This is a genomic window from Bradyrhizobium sp. USDA 4541 (assembly GCF_024171085.1).
In the GTDB taxonomy this organism is placed as follows: domain Bacteria; phylum Pseudomonadota; class Alphaproteobacteria; order Rhizobiales; family Xanthobacteraceae; genus Bradyrhizobium; species Bradyrhizobium australafricanum.
This window is the reverse complement of record NZ_JALJZF010000001.1, coordinates 3,038,083-3,053,330: the sequence shown is the minus strand read 5'-3', so window position 1 is coordinate 3,053,330 and position 15,248 is coordinate 3,038,083. Positions and strand designations below refer to the sequence as shown.

Annotated in this window: 13 protein-coding genes; 8 read left to right on the top strand and 5 right to left on the bottom strand. The window is 63.9% G+C overall.

From position 1 onward, the window contains the following. The first annotated feature begins 23 nt into the window (after window positions 1-23). Window positions 24-845 carry a MetQ/NlpA family ABC transporter substrate-binding protein gene (locus tag J2R80_RS14335; RefSeq protein WP_141340368.1) on the top strand — a complete coding sequence of 274 codons (822 nt, stop codon included), beginning with the start codon at window positions 24-26 and terminating at the stop codon, window positions 843-845. Here the strand turns inward: J2R80_RS14335 and J2R80_RS14330 are convergent. After that, complete coding sequence (locus J2R80_RS14330; RefSeq protein ID WP_057017428.1) at window positions 842-1,600, bottom strand: SDR family NAD(P)-dependent oxidoreductase; 759 nt, start codon at window positions 1,598-1,600, stop codon at window positions 842-844. The two genes, J2R80_RS14335 and J2R80_RS14330, sit on opposite strands and share 4 nt — an antisense overlap. A gap of 81 nt (window positions 1,601-1,681) precedes the next feature. Further along, the gene (locus J2R80_RS14325; RefSeq protein ID WP_168855345.1) at window positions 1,682-2,947 is read right to left on the bottom strand and encodes an ROK family protein; all 1,266 of its coding nucleotides are present in this window, start codon (window positions 2,945-2,947) and stop codon (window positions 1,682-1,684) included. Window positions 2,948-3,188: 241 nt separating this feature from the next. On the opposite strand from J2R80_RS14325, the gene J2R80_RS14320 reads away from it, so the two are divergent. The 7 genes from J2R80_RS14320 (at window position 3,189) to J2R80_RS14290 (ending at window position 11,380) form a co-directional block, all read left to right on the top strand. Further along, complete coding sequence (locus J2R80_RS14320; RefSeq protein ID WP_225158724.1) at window positions 3,189-4,154, top strand: sugar-binding protein; 966 nt, start codon at window positions 3,189-3,191, stop codon at window positions 4,152-4,154. Window positions 4,155-4,218: 64 nt separating this feature from the next. After that, window positions 4,219-5,745: a sugar ABC transporter ATP-binding protein gene (locus J2R80_RS14315; protein ID WP_253638780.1), complete on the top strand. Its 1,527-nt coding sequence runs from the start codon at window positions 4,219-4,221 to the stop codon at window positions 5,743-5,745. Next, on the top strand, window positions 5,742-6,803 hold the full coding sequence (locus tag J2R80_RS14310) for an ABC transporter permease (protein ID WP_229189718.1): 1,062 nt from the start codon (window positions 5,742-5,744) through the stop codon (window positions 6,801-6,803). The genes J2R80_RS14315 and J2R80_RS14310 overlap by 4 nt, the downstream gene beginning before the upstream one ends. 307 nt (window positions 6,804-7,110) lie before the next feature. Then, on the top strand, window positions 7,111-8,469 hold the full coding sequence (locus J2R80_RS14305; protein WP_076826941.1) for a carbohydrate porin: 1,359 nt from the start codon (window positions 7,111-7,113) through the stop codon (window positions 8,467-8,469). A gap of 35 nt (window positions 8,470-8,504) precedes the next feature. Beyond that, window positions 8,505-9,269: an ATP-binding cassette domain-containing protein gene (locus tag J2R80_RS14300; protein ID WP_141340361.1), complete on the top strand. Its 765-nt coding sequence runs from the start codon at window positions 8,505-8,507 to the stop codon at window positions 9,267-9,269. Further along, on the top strand, window positions 9,269-10,351 hold the full coding sequence (locus J2R80_RS14295) for an ABC transporter permease (RefSeq protein WP_225642737.1): 1,083 nt from the start codon (window positions 9,269-9,271) through the stop codon (window positions 10,349-10,351). The genes J2R80_RS14300 and J2R80_RS14295 overlap by 1 nt, the downstream gene beginning before the upstream one ends. A gap of 96 nt (window positions 10,352-10,447) precedes the next feature. Next, a complete protein-coding gene (locus J2R80_RS14290) occupies window positions 10,448-11,380 on the top strand; it encodes a sugar-binding protein (protein WP_253638779.1) in 933 nt (310 codons plus the stop codon). Between the two features lie 127 nt (window positions 11,381-11,507). On the opposite strand, the gene arcC is transcribed toward J2R80_RS14290, so the two are convergent. Genes arcC through J2R80_RS14275 form a run of 3 tightly spaced genes read right to left on the bottom strand, consistent with a single transcriptional unit; the run spans window position 11,508 to window position 15,239 of the window. Next, window positions 11,508-12,467 carry a carbamate kinase gene (arcC, locus tag J2R80_RS14285; protein WP_057017420.1) on the bottom strand — a complete coding sequence of 320 codons (960 nt, stop codon included), beginning with the start codon at window positions 12,465-12,467 and terminating at the stop codon, window positions 11,508-11,510. After that, entirely contained in the window at window positions 12,451-13,992 is a 1,542-nt protein-coding gene (gene fdrA, locus J2R80_RS14280) for an acyl-CoA synthetase FdrA (RefSeq protein WP_076826936.1), read from the bottom strand. The genes arcC and fdrA overlap by 17 nt, the downstream gene beginning before the upstream one ends. Beyond that, window positions 13,989-15,239, bottom strand: coding sequence for a DUF1116 domain-containing protein (locus J2R80_RS14275; protein ID WP_253606984.1), 1,251 nt, complete (start codon window positions 15,237-15,239; stop codon window positions 13,989-13,991). The genes fdrA and J2R80_RS14275 overlap by 4 nt, the downstream gene beginning before the upstream one ends. Between the last annotated feature and the right edge of the window lie 9 nt (window positions 15,240-15,248).

Genomic DNA, 15,248 nt, shown 5'->3' with positions numbered 1-15,248 from the left:
CAGCCTGAGGATTTGAGAGTTCAATGACCACTGCGCGCGTCCTGCTCGTTTCGACCCTGCTCATTCTCGGTGCTCTGACCGGCGCCGCCCTGCACGCGGAGACATCAGCCAAATCCGATCTGAAAGTCGGCTTCGTGCCGGGCCCCTACATCGACGAATTCAAGGTTGGCGTCGCGCCGGAACTCGAGAAGAAGGGCTACCGTATCCGCTATGTCGAGTTTTCGACCGGGCTGGAAGCCAATAATGCAGTGTTCAAGGGCGAGATCGACGCCAACGTCATGCAGCACACGATCTTCCTGAACTCGTACAACGAGCGGCAGCAAACCGACCTCGTCGGCATCGTCCACGTCCCGACGCCCCCGATGGGGCTTTACTCGAAGAAGCACCCGGTCGGCTCGCCGATCAAGCCCGGTTCGACCGTGGCCGTGCCCAACGATCCCGTCAATCTGCAGCGTGCGCTCTGGATCCTGCGCGATCTCGGCCTCGTCGAGATTCGCGACTCCAAGCCGGTCGATGTCAGCGAACTCGACGTGATCAAGAACCCCGGCGGCATCAAGATCGTGCCGCTGGAAGCGGCACAGGCGCCGCGCGCGCTCGATGACGTTGATTTCGCCGCCATCCAGGGCAACTTCGCGATCTACAGCGGCTTGAAGCTGACCAATGCATTCGCCCTGGAGAAGATGACAACGCCCTATATCAATGTGGTCGCGGTGAAGCAGGCCAATGCGGGCTCGCCGTGGGCGCAGGACATCGTCGCCGGCTACAAATCACAGACGTTCAAGACCACGATCCTGTCCGACCGCTTCTATGACGGGTTTACCTTGCCGGATTACCTGAAGCGCTAGACCCAGCCACCATCAACGATGTGGCTCTGGTTGGTGCAGGCACCGCTGTCATCGGCGGCGAAGAACAGCACGACGCGGGCGATATCATCAGGCACGAGCTTGCGCTTGAGGCATTGGCGCTGCATCAGTTCGGCCACGCCTTCAGACGTCAACCACAGATCCTGCTGCCGCTGGGTCATGATCCATCCGGGCAGGATGGAATTGACCCGTATGTTGTGCGGCCCGAGATCGCGGGCTAGCGCCCGGGTGAGGCCCTGAACGGCTGATTTGGCCGTTGTGTAGCAGGGCATGTTGCCCTGGCCGATCACCCAGCTCACCGAGCCGATGTTGACGATCGAACCGCCCCCTGCCTGCTTCATGTCCGGCGCGACCGCCTGAGCGCTGAAGAACTGGTGCTTCAGGTTGACGGCGATCCGCTCGTCCCAGAATTCCGGTGTGACGTCCTCGATCGCGTGACGATCATCGCGGGCCGCATTGTTGACCAGGATGGTGACCGGCCCGAGCGCCTCGCGGATGCCGGCGACCGCGCGCCGCAGCGCGCCGATGTCGCGCAGATCGGCATGTTCGAAGTGCACGCGGGCTTGTGCCCCGAGATCGGACAGTAGCTGCTCCGACGACGTCAGATCGATATCGATGAATCCGACCCGCGCGCCCTGGCCGATGAACCGGCGGACGATCGCCTCGCCGATGCCGGAACCGCCGCCGGTGACCAGTACGGTCCGGTCCTTGAGACTTGGATAGATGGCGCCCTGCATTGGCATCCTCTCGATATTGGCGCCTGAAGGGCGTCGGTTGCGTTGCTGCGGCTCAGGCAAAAGGGCCACAGATTCCGAGGTTCACTCGGTTGTCTCCATGAGGCTGCGGTCCACGACCCGCAGCGTCCGCCGCACCATGCCGTCGACGATGGTCGCCGACTCGCTTGGACGCACATATATTGCCGTGGACTTGAGCAGCCACGGCAGCACCGCCTGGTCGAGCCTCTCCTCATAGGCACTGCGCATCATGTCGAATGCCTGCAGGCCAGGACCTGCGAGGATGACGTGATGCGGGCGCAGCACCGATATCGTCGTGGCGACCGCTTCGGCAAGCGCGTGACCCGCTTGCTGGAACAAGTGCTCGAGACGGGAATCGCCGCTCCGTGCCCGATCGCGCAACAGAGCCATCTGCGCCTCGGACGGTTGCTGCGACGCCGCGGGCGGCAAGTCGAGAAAGGTGCGGGCATCGCGGTAAAGCGCATAGTCGGCAAGATGGGCCTCGATGCAGCCGCGCTGACCGCAGCGGCATTGCGGGCCGTTCAGCGCCAATTTGACATGACCGATCTCACTGCCCGCGCCGGCACCCCAGCGCGCTTCACCGTCGACAATGATGCCCATGCCGACGCCGTGGCCCACCATGATCGTGGCCGTGAGGCCCTGCGCCAGTGCCGGTTCGGCGGCAGCGAGGGACAGCGCGACCGCGACCGCGTCGTTCGCCATCACGACTTCGACAGCGAACGCCTGGTGGATCGGCTTGGCAAGATCGACGTCGGTGATCGACAGCGCCGGGCTCCACAGATGCCGGCCGGTATCGCCGTCGACGATGCCCTGCAGCGCTATTCCGATTCCGAGCAAGCGATGTCGCGGCGTGGCGGTCGCCTCAAGCATGGCGTCGATCTGTGCGATCACTAGCTCGCATAGTGCGCTTGCATCGAGCGCGCGCGTCGCGAGTTCAAGTCGCGATTGCGCCAGGGCGGAGCCGCTGAAATCGGCGATCAGTGTCTCGACCAGATTCATGCGCAGCGAGACCGCGATGATGCGGCCAAATTCGGGATTCAGGGTCAGCAGGACTGCCGGCCGGCCGCGGCGACGGCCACCATCCGCGTCCTCTTCGTCGGCGTCGTCGGGCCACAGCGTCGCCGCATCTGTCTCGGCTTCGCACAGCAGGTCCTCCGCCATCAGCTTCGACGTGATGGCCGAAATGGCGGGGAAGCTCAGGCCCGTGCTGCGTGCGAGCTCGACCCGCGGCAACGGCCCCTGGCGTCGCAGTACCTCGACGAGACGGCCGGGGTTCGATCCGCGGGCCAGGCTCGAAGCACGTCTCAACGGCTCGGGCTGTTCGTTCATATTGCGCTTTTTAATTCTCTTGATGAAATTATTCAACGCAGGCTACTCGTTTGTGGGTCAAAAAGCGCGGATAGCGACTGAAAAACATCACTCCCATACTATTATTGGCCGAAGGCGTGATCATGATCATCCTTGACTGGACATTTTGTCGCGCTAATTTATTAGTTACGTGAATAAAATAAGGCGTGAAAAGCGCCGGGCGTGAAATCCCCTCACCGGGGGTGTCGACAGGGAGGTGCATATGAATGTCTCAACCAGAAAATTGATCGTGCCGCTCATGGCGGGCGCTGCCGCGCTCGCCATGGCGACGGGGGTAGCACAGGCACAGCAGAAAAAGACCATCGCGCTGGTGACCAATGTCGCGGCCGACTTCTGGACCATCGCGGGCCGTGGGCTTGAGAAGGCGCAGAAGGAGCACCCGGACTACAATATCGAATTGATCGTCACCAATGAAGGGACGGCGGCCGGCCAGCGGCGCGAACTGGACGATCTGCTGGTGCGCGGCGTCGCCGGCATCTCGATCTCGGTCGACGATGCACCGCATGCAACCGAAGAACTTAACAAGGTTGCCGCCAAGACCGTGCTGATCACCACGGACAGCGACGCGCCGCAGAGCAATCGCCTCGCCTATATCGGCACCGACAACGTCGCGGCGGGGCGACAGGCCGGCGAGGAGATCAAGAAGGCGCTGCCGAACGGCGGCAAGATCGCACTGTTCGTCGGAACGATGGACGCCGACAACGCCCGCGAGCGGGTGCAGGGCATCAAGGAAGCGATCGCCGGCACCAAGGTCGAACTGGTCGACGTGTTCACCGACCAGGTGGACTTCGCCAAGGCCAAGGCGAACATGGAGAACGTGCTCGTCAAATATCCCGACATCGCGCTGCTGTCCGGCCTATGGAGCTACGAGACGCCGCTGATCTATGACGCGGTGAAGGCCGCAGGCAAGGCCGGCAAGGTCAAGATCGTCGGCTTCGACGAGGACCAGCGGACGCTGCGCGGCATTTCCGACGGCACGATCGAATCCACGGTCGTGCAGCAGCCCTACGAGTTCGGCTATCTCTCCGCCACCAACATCATCAAGACGCTGAACGGTGACAAGTCCTGGATTCCGAAGGACAGCAAGTTGATCGTGCCGACCAAGGTGATCAGCAAGACCAACGTCGCGGAGTTCGCCGCACATCTGAAGGAACTACTCAAGAAGTAACTTCAGTCGGCTTCAACGCCCGGCCGCCACAGGCCGCCGGGCGTTGTGCAGGAGGACATGCCGAATGGCGGAAACGCTGCTGGAACTCAGCGGAATCAGCAAGACCTATCCCGGCGTCAGGGCGCTCGACGACGTCAATTTGCGCGTCAATCGCGGCGAGGTGCTGGGCCTGATCGGCGAGAACGGCGCCGGCAAATCGACGCTGATGCGCGTGCTGGCCGGCGTGATCGCGCCGAGCACCGGCGTGATCCGCATCGGCGGCACCGAGCACGCCCGGATGACGGTGACCGAGGCGACGCGATGTGGCATCGCCTTCGTGCACCAGGAACTGAACCTGTTAGAGAATCTCGACGTCGCGGCCAATGTCTTCATCGGACGCGAGAAGCTGGCCGGCGGCCCGCTGAAGCTGGTGGACAATGTGCAGATGCACGCCCGCGTGATGCCGCTGCTGGAACGGCTGGGCGCCGATTTCACGCCGGGCACGCTGGTCGAGAATTTGTCGATCGCGGAGCGCCAGATGGTGGAGATCGCCAAGGCGCTCTCGATCGACGCCCGCGTCATCATCATGGACGAACCGACCTCCAGCCTGACGATTTCGGAGACGGAACGGCTGCTCGAGGCGATCGCCGACCTGAAGACGCACGGCATCTCGGTGATCTACATCTCTCACCGGCTCGGCGAGATCATGAGCTGCGCCGATCGCGTCGTGGTGCTGCGCGACGGGCGCACGGTGGGGGAATTGGCGCGCGACGAGCTCAGCCACGCCGCCATGATCCGGCTGATGATCGGCCGCGACCTGAAGGCGCTATATACACCGCCGTCCTGCACGCCGCAGCCGGGCGGCTGCGATATCGCCGGCGTCGTGACCACTGCCTTTCCCGACCGGCAGATCAATCTGTCGGTGCGGCGCGGCGAGATCCTCGGCCTCGCCGGGCTCGTCGGCGCCGGCCGCACCTCGCTTGCCCGCGCGGTGTTCGGTGTCGATCCGATGCTGGGCGGCGAGATCCGGATCGACAACGCCCCGGTCGGCGTCGCCTCGCCGCGTGACGCGATCAGGCAAGGGATCTACCTGGTGCCGGAGGATCGCAAGAAATCCGGTCTGGTGCTGGAACTGCCGATCCGAGAGAACATGACGCTCGCGAGCCTGCTGGATCATGCGCGGATGTGGCTGGTCAACGGCGCGGCCGAGCTCAGAATCGCCAAAGACCAGGCCAGGCGGCTGTCCATCAAGGCGCCGAGCATCGACATCGAAGCCGTGACGCTCTCCGGCGGCAACCAGCAGAAGGTGGTGCTGGGCAAGTGGCTCTCCATGCAGCCGCGCGTGATGTTCTTCGACGAGCCGACCCGCGGCATCGATGTCGGCGCCAAGAGCGAGATCTACGCGCTGATGCGCAGCCTCGCCGACCAGGGCGTCGCGATCGTGATGATCTCCTCGGACATGGAGGAAGTGATCGGCGTCTCCGACCGGGTGGCGGTGATGCATGAAGGCAGTGTCAGCGGCGTGATCGAGCGCGACCAGTTCAGCGAATACAACGTGTTGAGGCTGGCGGTCGGCCAGGCGCTCGAAACCATGGAGGCCGCTGCGCCATGATGAAGAAGGAACTCGGCCTATTCTTGCTGCTGGCGGTGATCTCCGCCATCACCGCCGCGATCAATCCGGCCTTCCTGTCGGTCGTGAATCTGCTGAACATGGCCAATCTGATCGGCCTGTTCGGCGTGTTCGCGCTCGGTGAAGGCCTCGTCATCATCACCGGAGGAATCGATCTTTCGCTCGGCTCGATGTTCGCGCTACTCGGCGTCATCTTCGTCGACCTGCTGACGACCTATCAGGTGCCCTGGCCGTTCGCGCTGGTGCTGGTCCTGATGGGCGGGCTTGCGCTGGGCGGCATCCAGGGCTTCCTGATTACACGGCTGAAAATGCAGCCCTTCATCGTGACGCTGTGCGGGCTGCTGATCTATCGCGGCGCCGCGCGCTATTACACCAGCGATTCGACGCGCGGCTTTGGCTACGGCGACGAGGCGAGCACGCTGAGCAATATCGCCTCCGGCAATATTGCGGGCATCCCGAACACCTTCATCTTCCTGATCATCCTTGCGCTGATCCTCGGCGTACTGCTGCACCGCTCGGTCTACGGGCGCTGGCTTTATGCCGTGGGCAAGAACGAGGAAGCGGCGCGCTTCTCCGGCATCAACACCAATCTCGTGATTGCGACCGCCTATGTCATCAGCGGCGGGCTCGCCGGCGTCTCGACCGTGATGTTTGTGTTCTACACCAACTCGGTTTCTCCGAGTTCCTTCGGCAACTTCTACGAACTCTATGCGATCGCGGCGGCCGTCCTCGGCGGCTGTAGCCTGCGCGGCGGCGAGGGCTCCATTCTGGGCATCGTGCTGGGGACGGCGTTGCTGCAGGTGCTGCAGAACCTTGTGAACATCCTCGGCATTCCCAATTCGCTGAACTTCGCGGTGATGGGGACCGTGATCCTGATCGGTGTGCTGGCGGATCAGCAATTGCAGGCCCGTCGACGGCGCAAAGCCGCGCTGGCAGGCCTCGCCCGCACTGCGCCAAGATCGAAGGAAAGCACAATTCTGCAGGGCGCAGCTCAGCATAGCGCAGCTGCGTTGCCGACGACGACGGGCGATCAGGCATGACAACTCGAAAAGGAAGAACCCGGACCGGGAATATGGTCGCGGCGGCTTGAGTAGAGGAACGAGGGGAAGGAGTTCGAGGCGCAAGATCGATCAAGCTCGCGGCGCTCGTATCCAATTTGGCGCAGCAAGCCTGGCCCAGTGAGCCGCAGGCAGACCCTCGCGACCGTCTCGGAGGGCTTTGCGTGCGCGCATTCTATCTCTGATTGATAGAGCGATGAATTGAAACTATCGCGTTCCCCGCTGAAGGGCTTTGGACGGGAACGTGGCACAAAAATAGACAAAGCCGGGGACGCTGGGAGTGCAGAAAATGTCACTTAGGTCTGTAAACACCGCGCGGGCGTGCGGCGTGGGGATGGCGTTGGCGTTGTTATCTCTGTTCAGCGGCGGCGGCGCGCATGCGGCCGATCTCATGTCGAAGGCTCCGCCGGTGCCTTACACCGAGACCGATGACTTCTGGACAAGACCATATCTGTTCGGCGATCTCGGCAGGACGCAACTAAAGGAGCGAGGGATCTCGCTGGCCCTGACACTGGGCGACGAAGCCGTCGGCAATTTGTCGGGCGGCAACAGGAACACCGCGACCCAAGCCGGACAGCTTTTCTTTCAGGCCAAGTTCGACATGGCAAAACTTGCCGGCATCCATGGCGGCACGGTTGGCCTCACGCTGGTCGACCGCTTCGGCCGCAACCTGAATGACGAGGCGGGAATTCCGGCGCTGCAGCTGACCAACGAAGTGTTCGGCCGCGGCAGCATTCTTCGCCTGACCGAACTCTACTACTCGCAGAAGCTGTTCGATGATCGCCTTGAGCTCAAGGGCGGCCGTCTTCCGGTCGGCTCCGACTTCTTCTTTGGTCTCTGCGAGTTCATCAACCTGACCTTCTGCGGCGGCCAGCCCGGCAACATCCAGGGTGGCTACATCTACAATTGGCCGGTGAGCCAATGGGCCGGTGTGGTGCACTACAACTTCGCCAAGGAATGGCAGCTCTCGGTCGGCGTCTACGACGCCAACCCGAACTACCTGACGACGTCGGACTCCGCGACTTACTTCCTGCCGGGTGTCCCCGGCTCTAGCCCCGCCTCGGGCGTGCTGGTGCCGGTCGAGGTGGTCTGGGCGCCGAGCGGTCCGTTGAACGGGACCTGGAGATTTGGCGGCTGGTATGACAGCGCATCGACAATTGATGGCGGCCTACCGGGGATCATTGCGATCTCTCCGGGCACCGGCGGCGTCTCGGACCAGAATCTCGGAGATTCGCGCGGTCGTTATGGCGTCTATGAATCGATCCTGCAGCGGCTGACGGTTGAAGGTCCCAAGGCACAGGGCTGGTACACCTTCCTCAATACGACCGTCGCCGACCACCGCACGTCGTACCAGGATTACCAGATTGCATTCGGCTTCAGGCACACCGGAACGTTCGCCTCGCGCCCGGAGGACGAAGTCGGCTTTGCGGTCGGTACGACCCATGTGAATACCGCTGCGCTCACGCCCAACGCCGGAGGAAACGAAGTTCCGATCGAAGCCTGGTACGGGTGGCAGGCGACGGGCTGGATGAACCTGAAGTTCGACGCCCAGTATGTGATGCATCCTGGCGGGCGCGGGTACAATGCCGCCGGCGTGAAGACCGACAACGCCTGGATTCTCGGTCTGCGCACGCTGGTGCACTTCTGAGCGGAGGTGGCCAGCATGCTTGAGCAAAGCCAGCCATGGTAACCCCTCACGACGCCGGGCTAGCGGTCCTGGAGTTGAAGGGCATCGGCAAGGAGTTCGGCGCCATTCGCGCGTTGCATGGCGTCGACCTCCGCGTGTCGCCCGGCGAGGTGGTCGGCCTGATGGGCGACAACGGCGCCGGCAAGTCGACGCTCGTCAAGATCATTGCCGGCAACTTTCCGCCAAGTCACGGCGAGATCCGCTTTGATGGCAAGGCGGTTCATTTCGCCCGTCCGATCGATGCCCGTGCGGTCGGCATAGAAGTGGTCTACCAGGACCTCGCACTCGCCGACAATCTCACGGCGGCGGCCAATGTCTTCCTCGGCCGCGAGCTCAAGCGCAAGCTTGGTCCATTCGCCTTGCTCGACCACAAGGCGATGGCAGCGCGCGCGCTGCAGCTGTTCGGCGAGCTGCGCTCGGAGACCCGCCCGCACGATCTCGTCAAGCAGATGTCGGGCGGCCAGCGCCAGGCGGTCGCGATCGCGCGGACGCGGCTCTCCAACGCCAGGCTGGTGATGATGGACGAGCCGACTGCCGCGATTTCGGTTCGCCAAGTCGAGCAGATCCTCGGCCTGATCCATCGCCTGAAGGAACAGGGCGTTGCGGTCATGCTGATCTCGCACCGCATGCCCGACGTGTTCGCTGTCTGCGACCGCGTCGTCGTCATGCGGCGCGGCGAGAAGCGCGCCGACAAGGCGATCGGCGACACCAGCCCCGAGGAAGTCACCTCCCTCATCACGGGAGCGAAGGAGGCTGCGTGATGGCCACGCCCCTGGAATCTCCCCTCACCTTCACCAATGTCGGCAAGGCCAGATGGTGGCGCAGCGGCCTGTTCGCCTCGCAGACCGGCTACGTCCTGCTGGCGCTGGCGGCGCTGTTCGTGCTGATGAACTTCGCCAGCCCCTATTTCCTGACCGCAGGCAACATACAGAATGTGGCGAAGAACTTTTCCTTCATCGCCATCGCCACGCTCGGCATGACCTTCGTCATCATCACGGGCGGCATCGATCTCTCGGTCGGCTCCGTGATGTGCTTTTCAGCGATGACCACCTCCATGGTGATGACGCACGTCTCGACACCGGGCATGCCCGGCGCGGAGTGGTTCGTGCATTTAGCCCCTGACGGCAAGACCGTGATTGCCAATATGCCCGGCTTGATTCTGCTCGTCTCGGTTCTGGCGGGGCTCGGCGTCGCGCTGATTGTCGGCCTCGTCAATGGCTTCTGCATCGCGGTGCTTGGACTGTCGCCGTTCGTCACCACGCTCGGCATGCTCTCGATCGTGCGCGGCCTGGGCTACGTCGTCTCCAACGGCCGCGGCAGTTTTCCCGGCGGCCCCGACGCCGAATATTTCTACACGCTGACATCCGGCGTTGTGTTCGGCATGCCGGCGCCGTTCATCTATCTCGTGGTTCTCGCGCTGGCGATGGCGGTCGTGCTGCATCACACTGGTTTCGGCCGCCACGTCTTTGCCGTCGGCGGCAACGAGAAGGCGGCCGCGCTGACCGGCATCTCGGTCGTCCGGGTGAAGATCGAGATCTACGTGATCTGTGCGCTCGCGGCGGGTCTGCAGGGCATCATCGTCTCGGGCTGGCTGGGATCGGCGCCGGCGAACATGGCGACATCCTATGAGCTCAACGTGATTGCGGCCGCTGTCATCGGTGGCGCCAATCTCGCGGGCGGCGCCGGCGGCCCGCTCGGGGCCATTGTCGGCTGCGTGCTGCTCGAGGTGATCCGCAACGGCCTCGTGCTCGCGCAGGTCAACTCGTACTGGCAGCAGACCCTGGTGGGCGTGATCATCATCGCCGCGGTGCTGGTCGATCGTCTCCGCTCGCGCATGGCCTGAAGAGTTCGTCCTGGAGGATCATGGATGTCCGCCTATCCGCCTCCCGGAGCCGCAGATTTGAGCGGATAGGCACGATAAGAAATGTGGAGGGAAACAATGAGAAAGGCACTTCTTGCCGCTGCGGTCCTCGCCATGATGGCAACGCCTGGCCTGGCCCAGAGCTACAGATTCGTGATCGTGCCCAAGGCCATGAACAACCCGTTCTTCGATTTCGCGCGCGACGGCTGCCAGAAACGCGCCAAGGAGCTCGGCAACATCGAATGCATCTACAAGGGTCCTGTCGAGCACGAGCCGGCGACGCAAGCGCAGATCATCCAGGATTTCGTCACTCAAAAGGTGGATGGCCTGGCGATCTCGGTTGCCGACGTTGCCGCGATGACCAAGTCGATCGAGGCGGCAAGTGCAGCCGGCATTCCCGTCATCACCTTCGACTCGGACGCGCCGGGCTCGAAGCGGATTGCCTATATCGGCACCGACAACAAGGAGTTCGGCCTCGCGCTCGGCAAGCAATTGCTGAAGCTGCGGCCTGATGGCGGCAGATACGCGATGATCTCCGGCGGGCCGGGTGCGGAGAACCTGGCCGAGCGGGTCGACGGCGTGCGTGAGGCACTCAAGGGCTCGAAGTGGACCGAGGTCGGGGGCTCGCCGACCTTCTGCAACGACGATCCCGCGCTCGGCGTTCAGCAGATGAACGATCTGCGCACCGCTGCTCCCGACCTTGCAGCCATCATCCCGGTCGGTGGCTGGCCGATGTTCGCGCCCGAAGGCTTCAAGGCGTTCGCCAGCAAGAGCAAGAAGGACATGGACGCCGGCAAGTTCACGCTCGTCGTGGCCGACACCCTCAAGATGCAGCTTGAGCTTTTGAATGAGGGTTACGCAAATGCGCTGATCGGCCAGCGCCCGTTCGAAATGGGCGAGAAAGCGATGGACACGCTGCTTGCCATCAAGAAAGGCCAGAAGGCGCCGCCGATCATCCACACCGGTCTCGACGTTGTGACAAAGGACAACGTCGCGGCGATACTGAAATAGGCGCGCAGGCAGCCCGAGCGGAACGGCATGGTTCCGGGCCCGTGCTCGCGGCCGACCGACATCGGTATCCCGCTGGGCAGATCCCGGCGGCCATCATCAATGGTGCCGCCATCGCATTTGACGAACGCTAGGGAACTATGTGGGTCCCGGTCTCGCCGGTCAGCGCGCCCATTGCGCAATTAAGATGGCTGATGATCGCGCGCTTTCCACCACCTTCGAGAAAGCGGATGGCGGCATCGACCTTGGGCCCCATGCTTCCCGGCGGAAAATGGCCCTCGCGATGATAGGCCTTGATCTGCGCCAGGCTGACCTGATCCAGCTCCCTCTTGTCGGGCTTGCCAAAATTGATCGCGACGCGGGGCACCGCGGTCAGGATCAGCAGTTCCTCGATGCCAAGCACGTTGGCGATATGGGCCGAGGTCAGATCCTTGTCGATCACTGCCGGCACGCCGGTGCGCACGCCCCGTTCGTCGCGGATCACGGGCATACCGCCGCCGCCGCCTGCGATAACGATCGTGCCGCGCTTGACCAGCGCGTCGACCAGCGAAATGTCGCAGACATGTTTGGGTTTCGGAGACGGCACGACATGGCGCCAGCCACGCCCGGAGTCCTCGCGCATTTTCCAGTTCAACTCGGCGCTGATGCGCTGGGCTTCCTGCTCGGTGAAAAACGGTCCGACGAACTTGGTCGGATTGGCGAAGGCGGGATCGTTGGCGTCGACCTCGACCTGGGTCAGCAGGCTGGCGACGTGCCGGCCGTTGCCATGCGCACGCAAGACGTTCTCAATCGCCTGCATCAGAAGATAGCCGATGCCACCTTGGCTGTGTGCGACGCAGATGTCCATCGACATCGGCGGGATCCGGCTCATCGTCAGCATCTGGCGCATCATGATCTTGCCCACCACCGGCCCGTTGCCGTGGGTGATCACCAGTTCGTTGTCGAGTTCGGCGAGCGGCAGCAGCGCCTCGGCCGTATGCTGGGCGACCGCCTTCTGCTCGTCCGAGGTGCCCCTGATGTCTTCGGGGTGGACGGCATTGCCGCCGATCGCGATCACGAGACGGCGCGGGACCTCATTGAGTGTTCGCATAGCGCGGCATCCTGACGTCGTTGACGGAAAAAGCGAGAGCAAGGTCGCAGGCCTGGGCATTCGACGGCGCCACCACGATGCCGGCGTCCTCGAGCAGCCTGATCTGCGCCGAACGCACTTGGCGATCGAGCTCGGTCCCCGTCACTGACGCAACCAGGACCGGCGCGTCATCCGCGCGGCCCGCCGCGACAGCCGCAAGATGCGCTGCCGGATTGTCATGTGCGCCGTATCCGATCACGAGATCGAGCAGGATGACGGCGACCGCGGGATCGGCCAGCGCCGCCCGCAACGCATCGTCGCGCACCGAGGGATCGATCATCGGATGCGGCCGGCCCTGGGTATATTCGTCGGCCCCGAGGTCGACAATGCGGTCCCTCCCCTGCGCCTCCGGCTCACCGAAATGCGGGACGCCGGGAATAGCGGCGTTTGATGCCACCTTGCGACCGCCCGCGGCAAGGATCACCTGCGCCTCGGCGCAGAGCGTGCCGCCGGCGAACAGCCCTTCGATCCGCTGCGCCGCCTTGCGTCGCGGCGGCAAACGCGCAGCCACGGCGGCAGCGTCGAACTTGCCGCCAATGCTCCGGCCGTTGCCCAGGACTTTTTCGGCCGCTTCCCTCAATGTAGTCGCAAAGCGTGCATTTGGCGGCAGGTCCGCCGCGGCGGCGCCGATGAAGCACACTGTGTAGGGCTTCGAGCTCCGGCCGATCCGGCCAAGCACGGCCCTGGCGACGTCCGGATGCGGCGGCTTGGAGATGAGCACGACGCGATCGGTCTCGGGATCGGCATCGAGGGCGTCGATCGCCATCAATGTCGTGATGCCGCCAATCTCCTTCTTCAAATCCCGTCCGCCGACGCCGATGGCGTGGGAAATTCCTTCGCCCGCCTCGGACAGCAGGCACGACACCTCCTGCGTACCGGTCCCCGATGCGCCGATGATCCCGATCCTCCCACGCTTCAGCCGGTTGGCGAAGGCGAGCGGCGCGCCGCCGATGATCGCCGTGCCGCAGTCCGGTCCCATCATCAAGAGGCCCGCTTCGCGCGCCTGCTGCTTCAGCGACAATTCATCCGCAATCGAGACATTGTCGCTGAACATCAGGACATGAAGTCCGCGGTTCAGCGCCTTGCGCGCTTCTGCCGCGGCGAACTCGCCGGGAACGGAGATCAGGGCGAGGTTGGCGGCGGGTGCGGCCTTGACGGCCGCGGCAATGCTGCGCGGCCGCCACGCCGCTTCGCCCGTGCTGCTCGTCTTGGGGCGATCGAGCGCCTTTTGCGCTTCGGCAAGCGCGACGCGTGCCGCCGCTTCGCTCTCGGCCTTGATCGCGAGGATCAGATCATTGCCCTGCGCGATCACCTCGCCATCGAGCAATCCGGCGTTGCGCAAGATCGCCTGGTTGGACGGCGTGCCCATCATCAGCGCGGCTTCGATGACGCCCGCCGCCGACGCGATCTCGCGCGACAACCGCATCAACGCCACCGAGTCGAGATAGAAGCCCTTGCGAATTTCGTTCAGGACAAACGCGCTCATGACACCCCCAGATCTTCCGCAATGGCGAGAACGGCCTGCCGGAAGCAGGCCATCGGCGCCCGCACCACGCCGGCGCCGACCTGGCCGATGCCGGGCTCGCGATGCGCGATGCCGGTGTTGATGACCGGTGCAAGGCCGGTCTCCACCACCAGGCGAACGTCGATGCCGGTCGGCACGCCGGCAAAGTCGAGCGCGGGGATCGTCCATTCCGGATTCTGCCCGACGGTGATTTCACTCATTGCCCGCGTGAAATTGCCCGCCGACGACGGCGCCCCGGCGCCGATGAATCCGGCAACTGCCGGAGCTGCTGCCATCGCGAAGCCACCAAGCCCGACCGTCTCGACGATCGCAGAGTCGCCCATGTCGGGATTGGCATCCTTGCGCGAATAGCCCGGGAAATAGAGCCCTTCCGGCATTTCCACCGGCGCCGTGAACCAGCGATCGCCCAATCCGCTGACGCGGACCCCGAAGTCGGTTCCGTTGCGGCACATCGCGGTCACCACCGTCGAACCGCGAATCCCGCTGGCGGGATCGGTCAGCGCCTTGCCCATCGCCATCGCGATGTTGAGAAAGAACTGATCGTTCTGCGCGATGAAGCCAATGCAGCTTGCGAGAACCTCGTTGTCCGTCGAGGTGCGCGCCAGCGCCGACCCGATCTCGCGCAGGAACACGCTGGAGCAGGCCAGGTTGCGCTGGTGCATTTCATCGCCCATCGAGAGTCCGCGCGCGATGATCGCCTTCAGGTCGATCCCGCCATGCGCGCGGATCGCCCTGGCCAGCACCGGCCCGAATACATCACGCAGCCAGCCGAGGCGGGCCAGCACGCTATCGTCATTGCCGCCGAAGCGCATAACCTTGCCAAGGCCCTCGTTGATGGCGCAGTAGGCGCGGTTGCCATATTTGACGTTCTCGACGACGAACACCGGCATGGAGACCGTGGTCATGCCGGTCATCGGACCGACCGCGCCGAAATGATGGTTGGGGTGGAAGGCGACGCCGCCGCCGGCCGCGAGTTCGAAGGCGGCTTCAAGATCCGGAGCCCAGCCTTCGAACACGATGGCGCCTGCCACCGCGCCACGCATCGGACCGCACATTCGGTCCCAGGTGATCGGCGGCCCGGCATGAAGGATCATGCGTTCCTTCAACCCTTCCAGCACGTCGCGTGCCGGAACGATATCGATCAGCCTGGGCTCACCCTCGAGGATGCGGGCCAGCGCCTGCTTGTTGGCGTCTTCGATCAGCTTCATGGCCGCGCT

Coding starts and splice junctions, on each gene's coding strand:
- J2R80_RS14335 (WP_141340368.1), top strand. CDS start 24: ATGACCACTGCGCGCGTCCTGCTCGTTTCGACCCTGCTCATTCTCGGT.
- J2R80_RS14330 (WP_057017428.1), bottom strand. CDS start 1,600: ATGCAGGGCGCCATCTATCCAAGTCTCAAGGACCGGACCGTACTGGTC.
- J2R80_RS14325 (WP_168855345.1), bottom strand. CDS start 2,947: ATGAACGAACAGCCCGAGCCGTTGAGACGTGCTTCGAGCCTGGCCCGC.
- J2R80_RS14320 (WP_225158724.1), top strand. CDS start 3,189: ATGAATGTCTCAACCAGAAAATTGATCGTGCCGCTCATGGCGGGCGCT.
- J2R80_RS14315 (WP_253638780.1), top strand. CDS start 4,219: ATGGCGGAAACGCTGCTGGAACTCAGCGGAATCAGCAAGACCTATCCC.
- J2R80_RS14310 (WP_229189718.1), top strand. CDS start 5,742: ATGATGAAGAAGGAACTCGGCCTATTCTTGCTGCTGGCGGTGATCTCC.
- J2R80_RS14305 (WP_076826941.1), top strand. CDS start 7,111: ATGTCACTTAGGTCTGTAAACACCGCGCGGGCGTGCGGCGTGGGGATG.
- J2R80_RS14300 (WP_141340361.1), top strand. CDS start 8,505: ATGGTAACCCCTCACGACGCCGGGCTAGCGGTCCTGGAGTTGAAGGGC.
- J2R80_RS14295 (WP_225642737.1), top strand. CDS start 9,269: ATGGCCACGCCCCTGGAATCTCCCCTCACCTTCACCAATGTCGGCAAG.
- J2R80_RS14290 (WP_253638779.1), top strand. CDS start 10,448: ATGAGAAAGGCACTTCTTGCCGCTGCGGTCCTCGCCATGATGGCAACG.
- arcC (WP_057017420.1), bottom strand. CDS start 12,467: ATGCGAACACTCAATGAGGTCCCGCGCCGTCTCGTGATCGCGATCGGC.
- fdrA (WP_076826936.1), bottom strand. CDS start 13,992: ATGAGCGCGTTTGTCCTGAACGAAATTCGCAAGGGCTTCTATCTCGAC.
- J2R80_RS14275 (WP_253606984.1), bottom strand. CDS start 15,239: ATGAAGCTGATCGAAGACGCCAACAAGCAGGCGCTGGCCCGCATCCTC.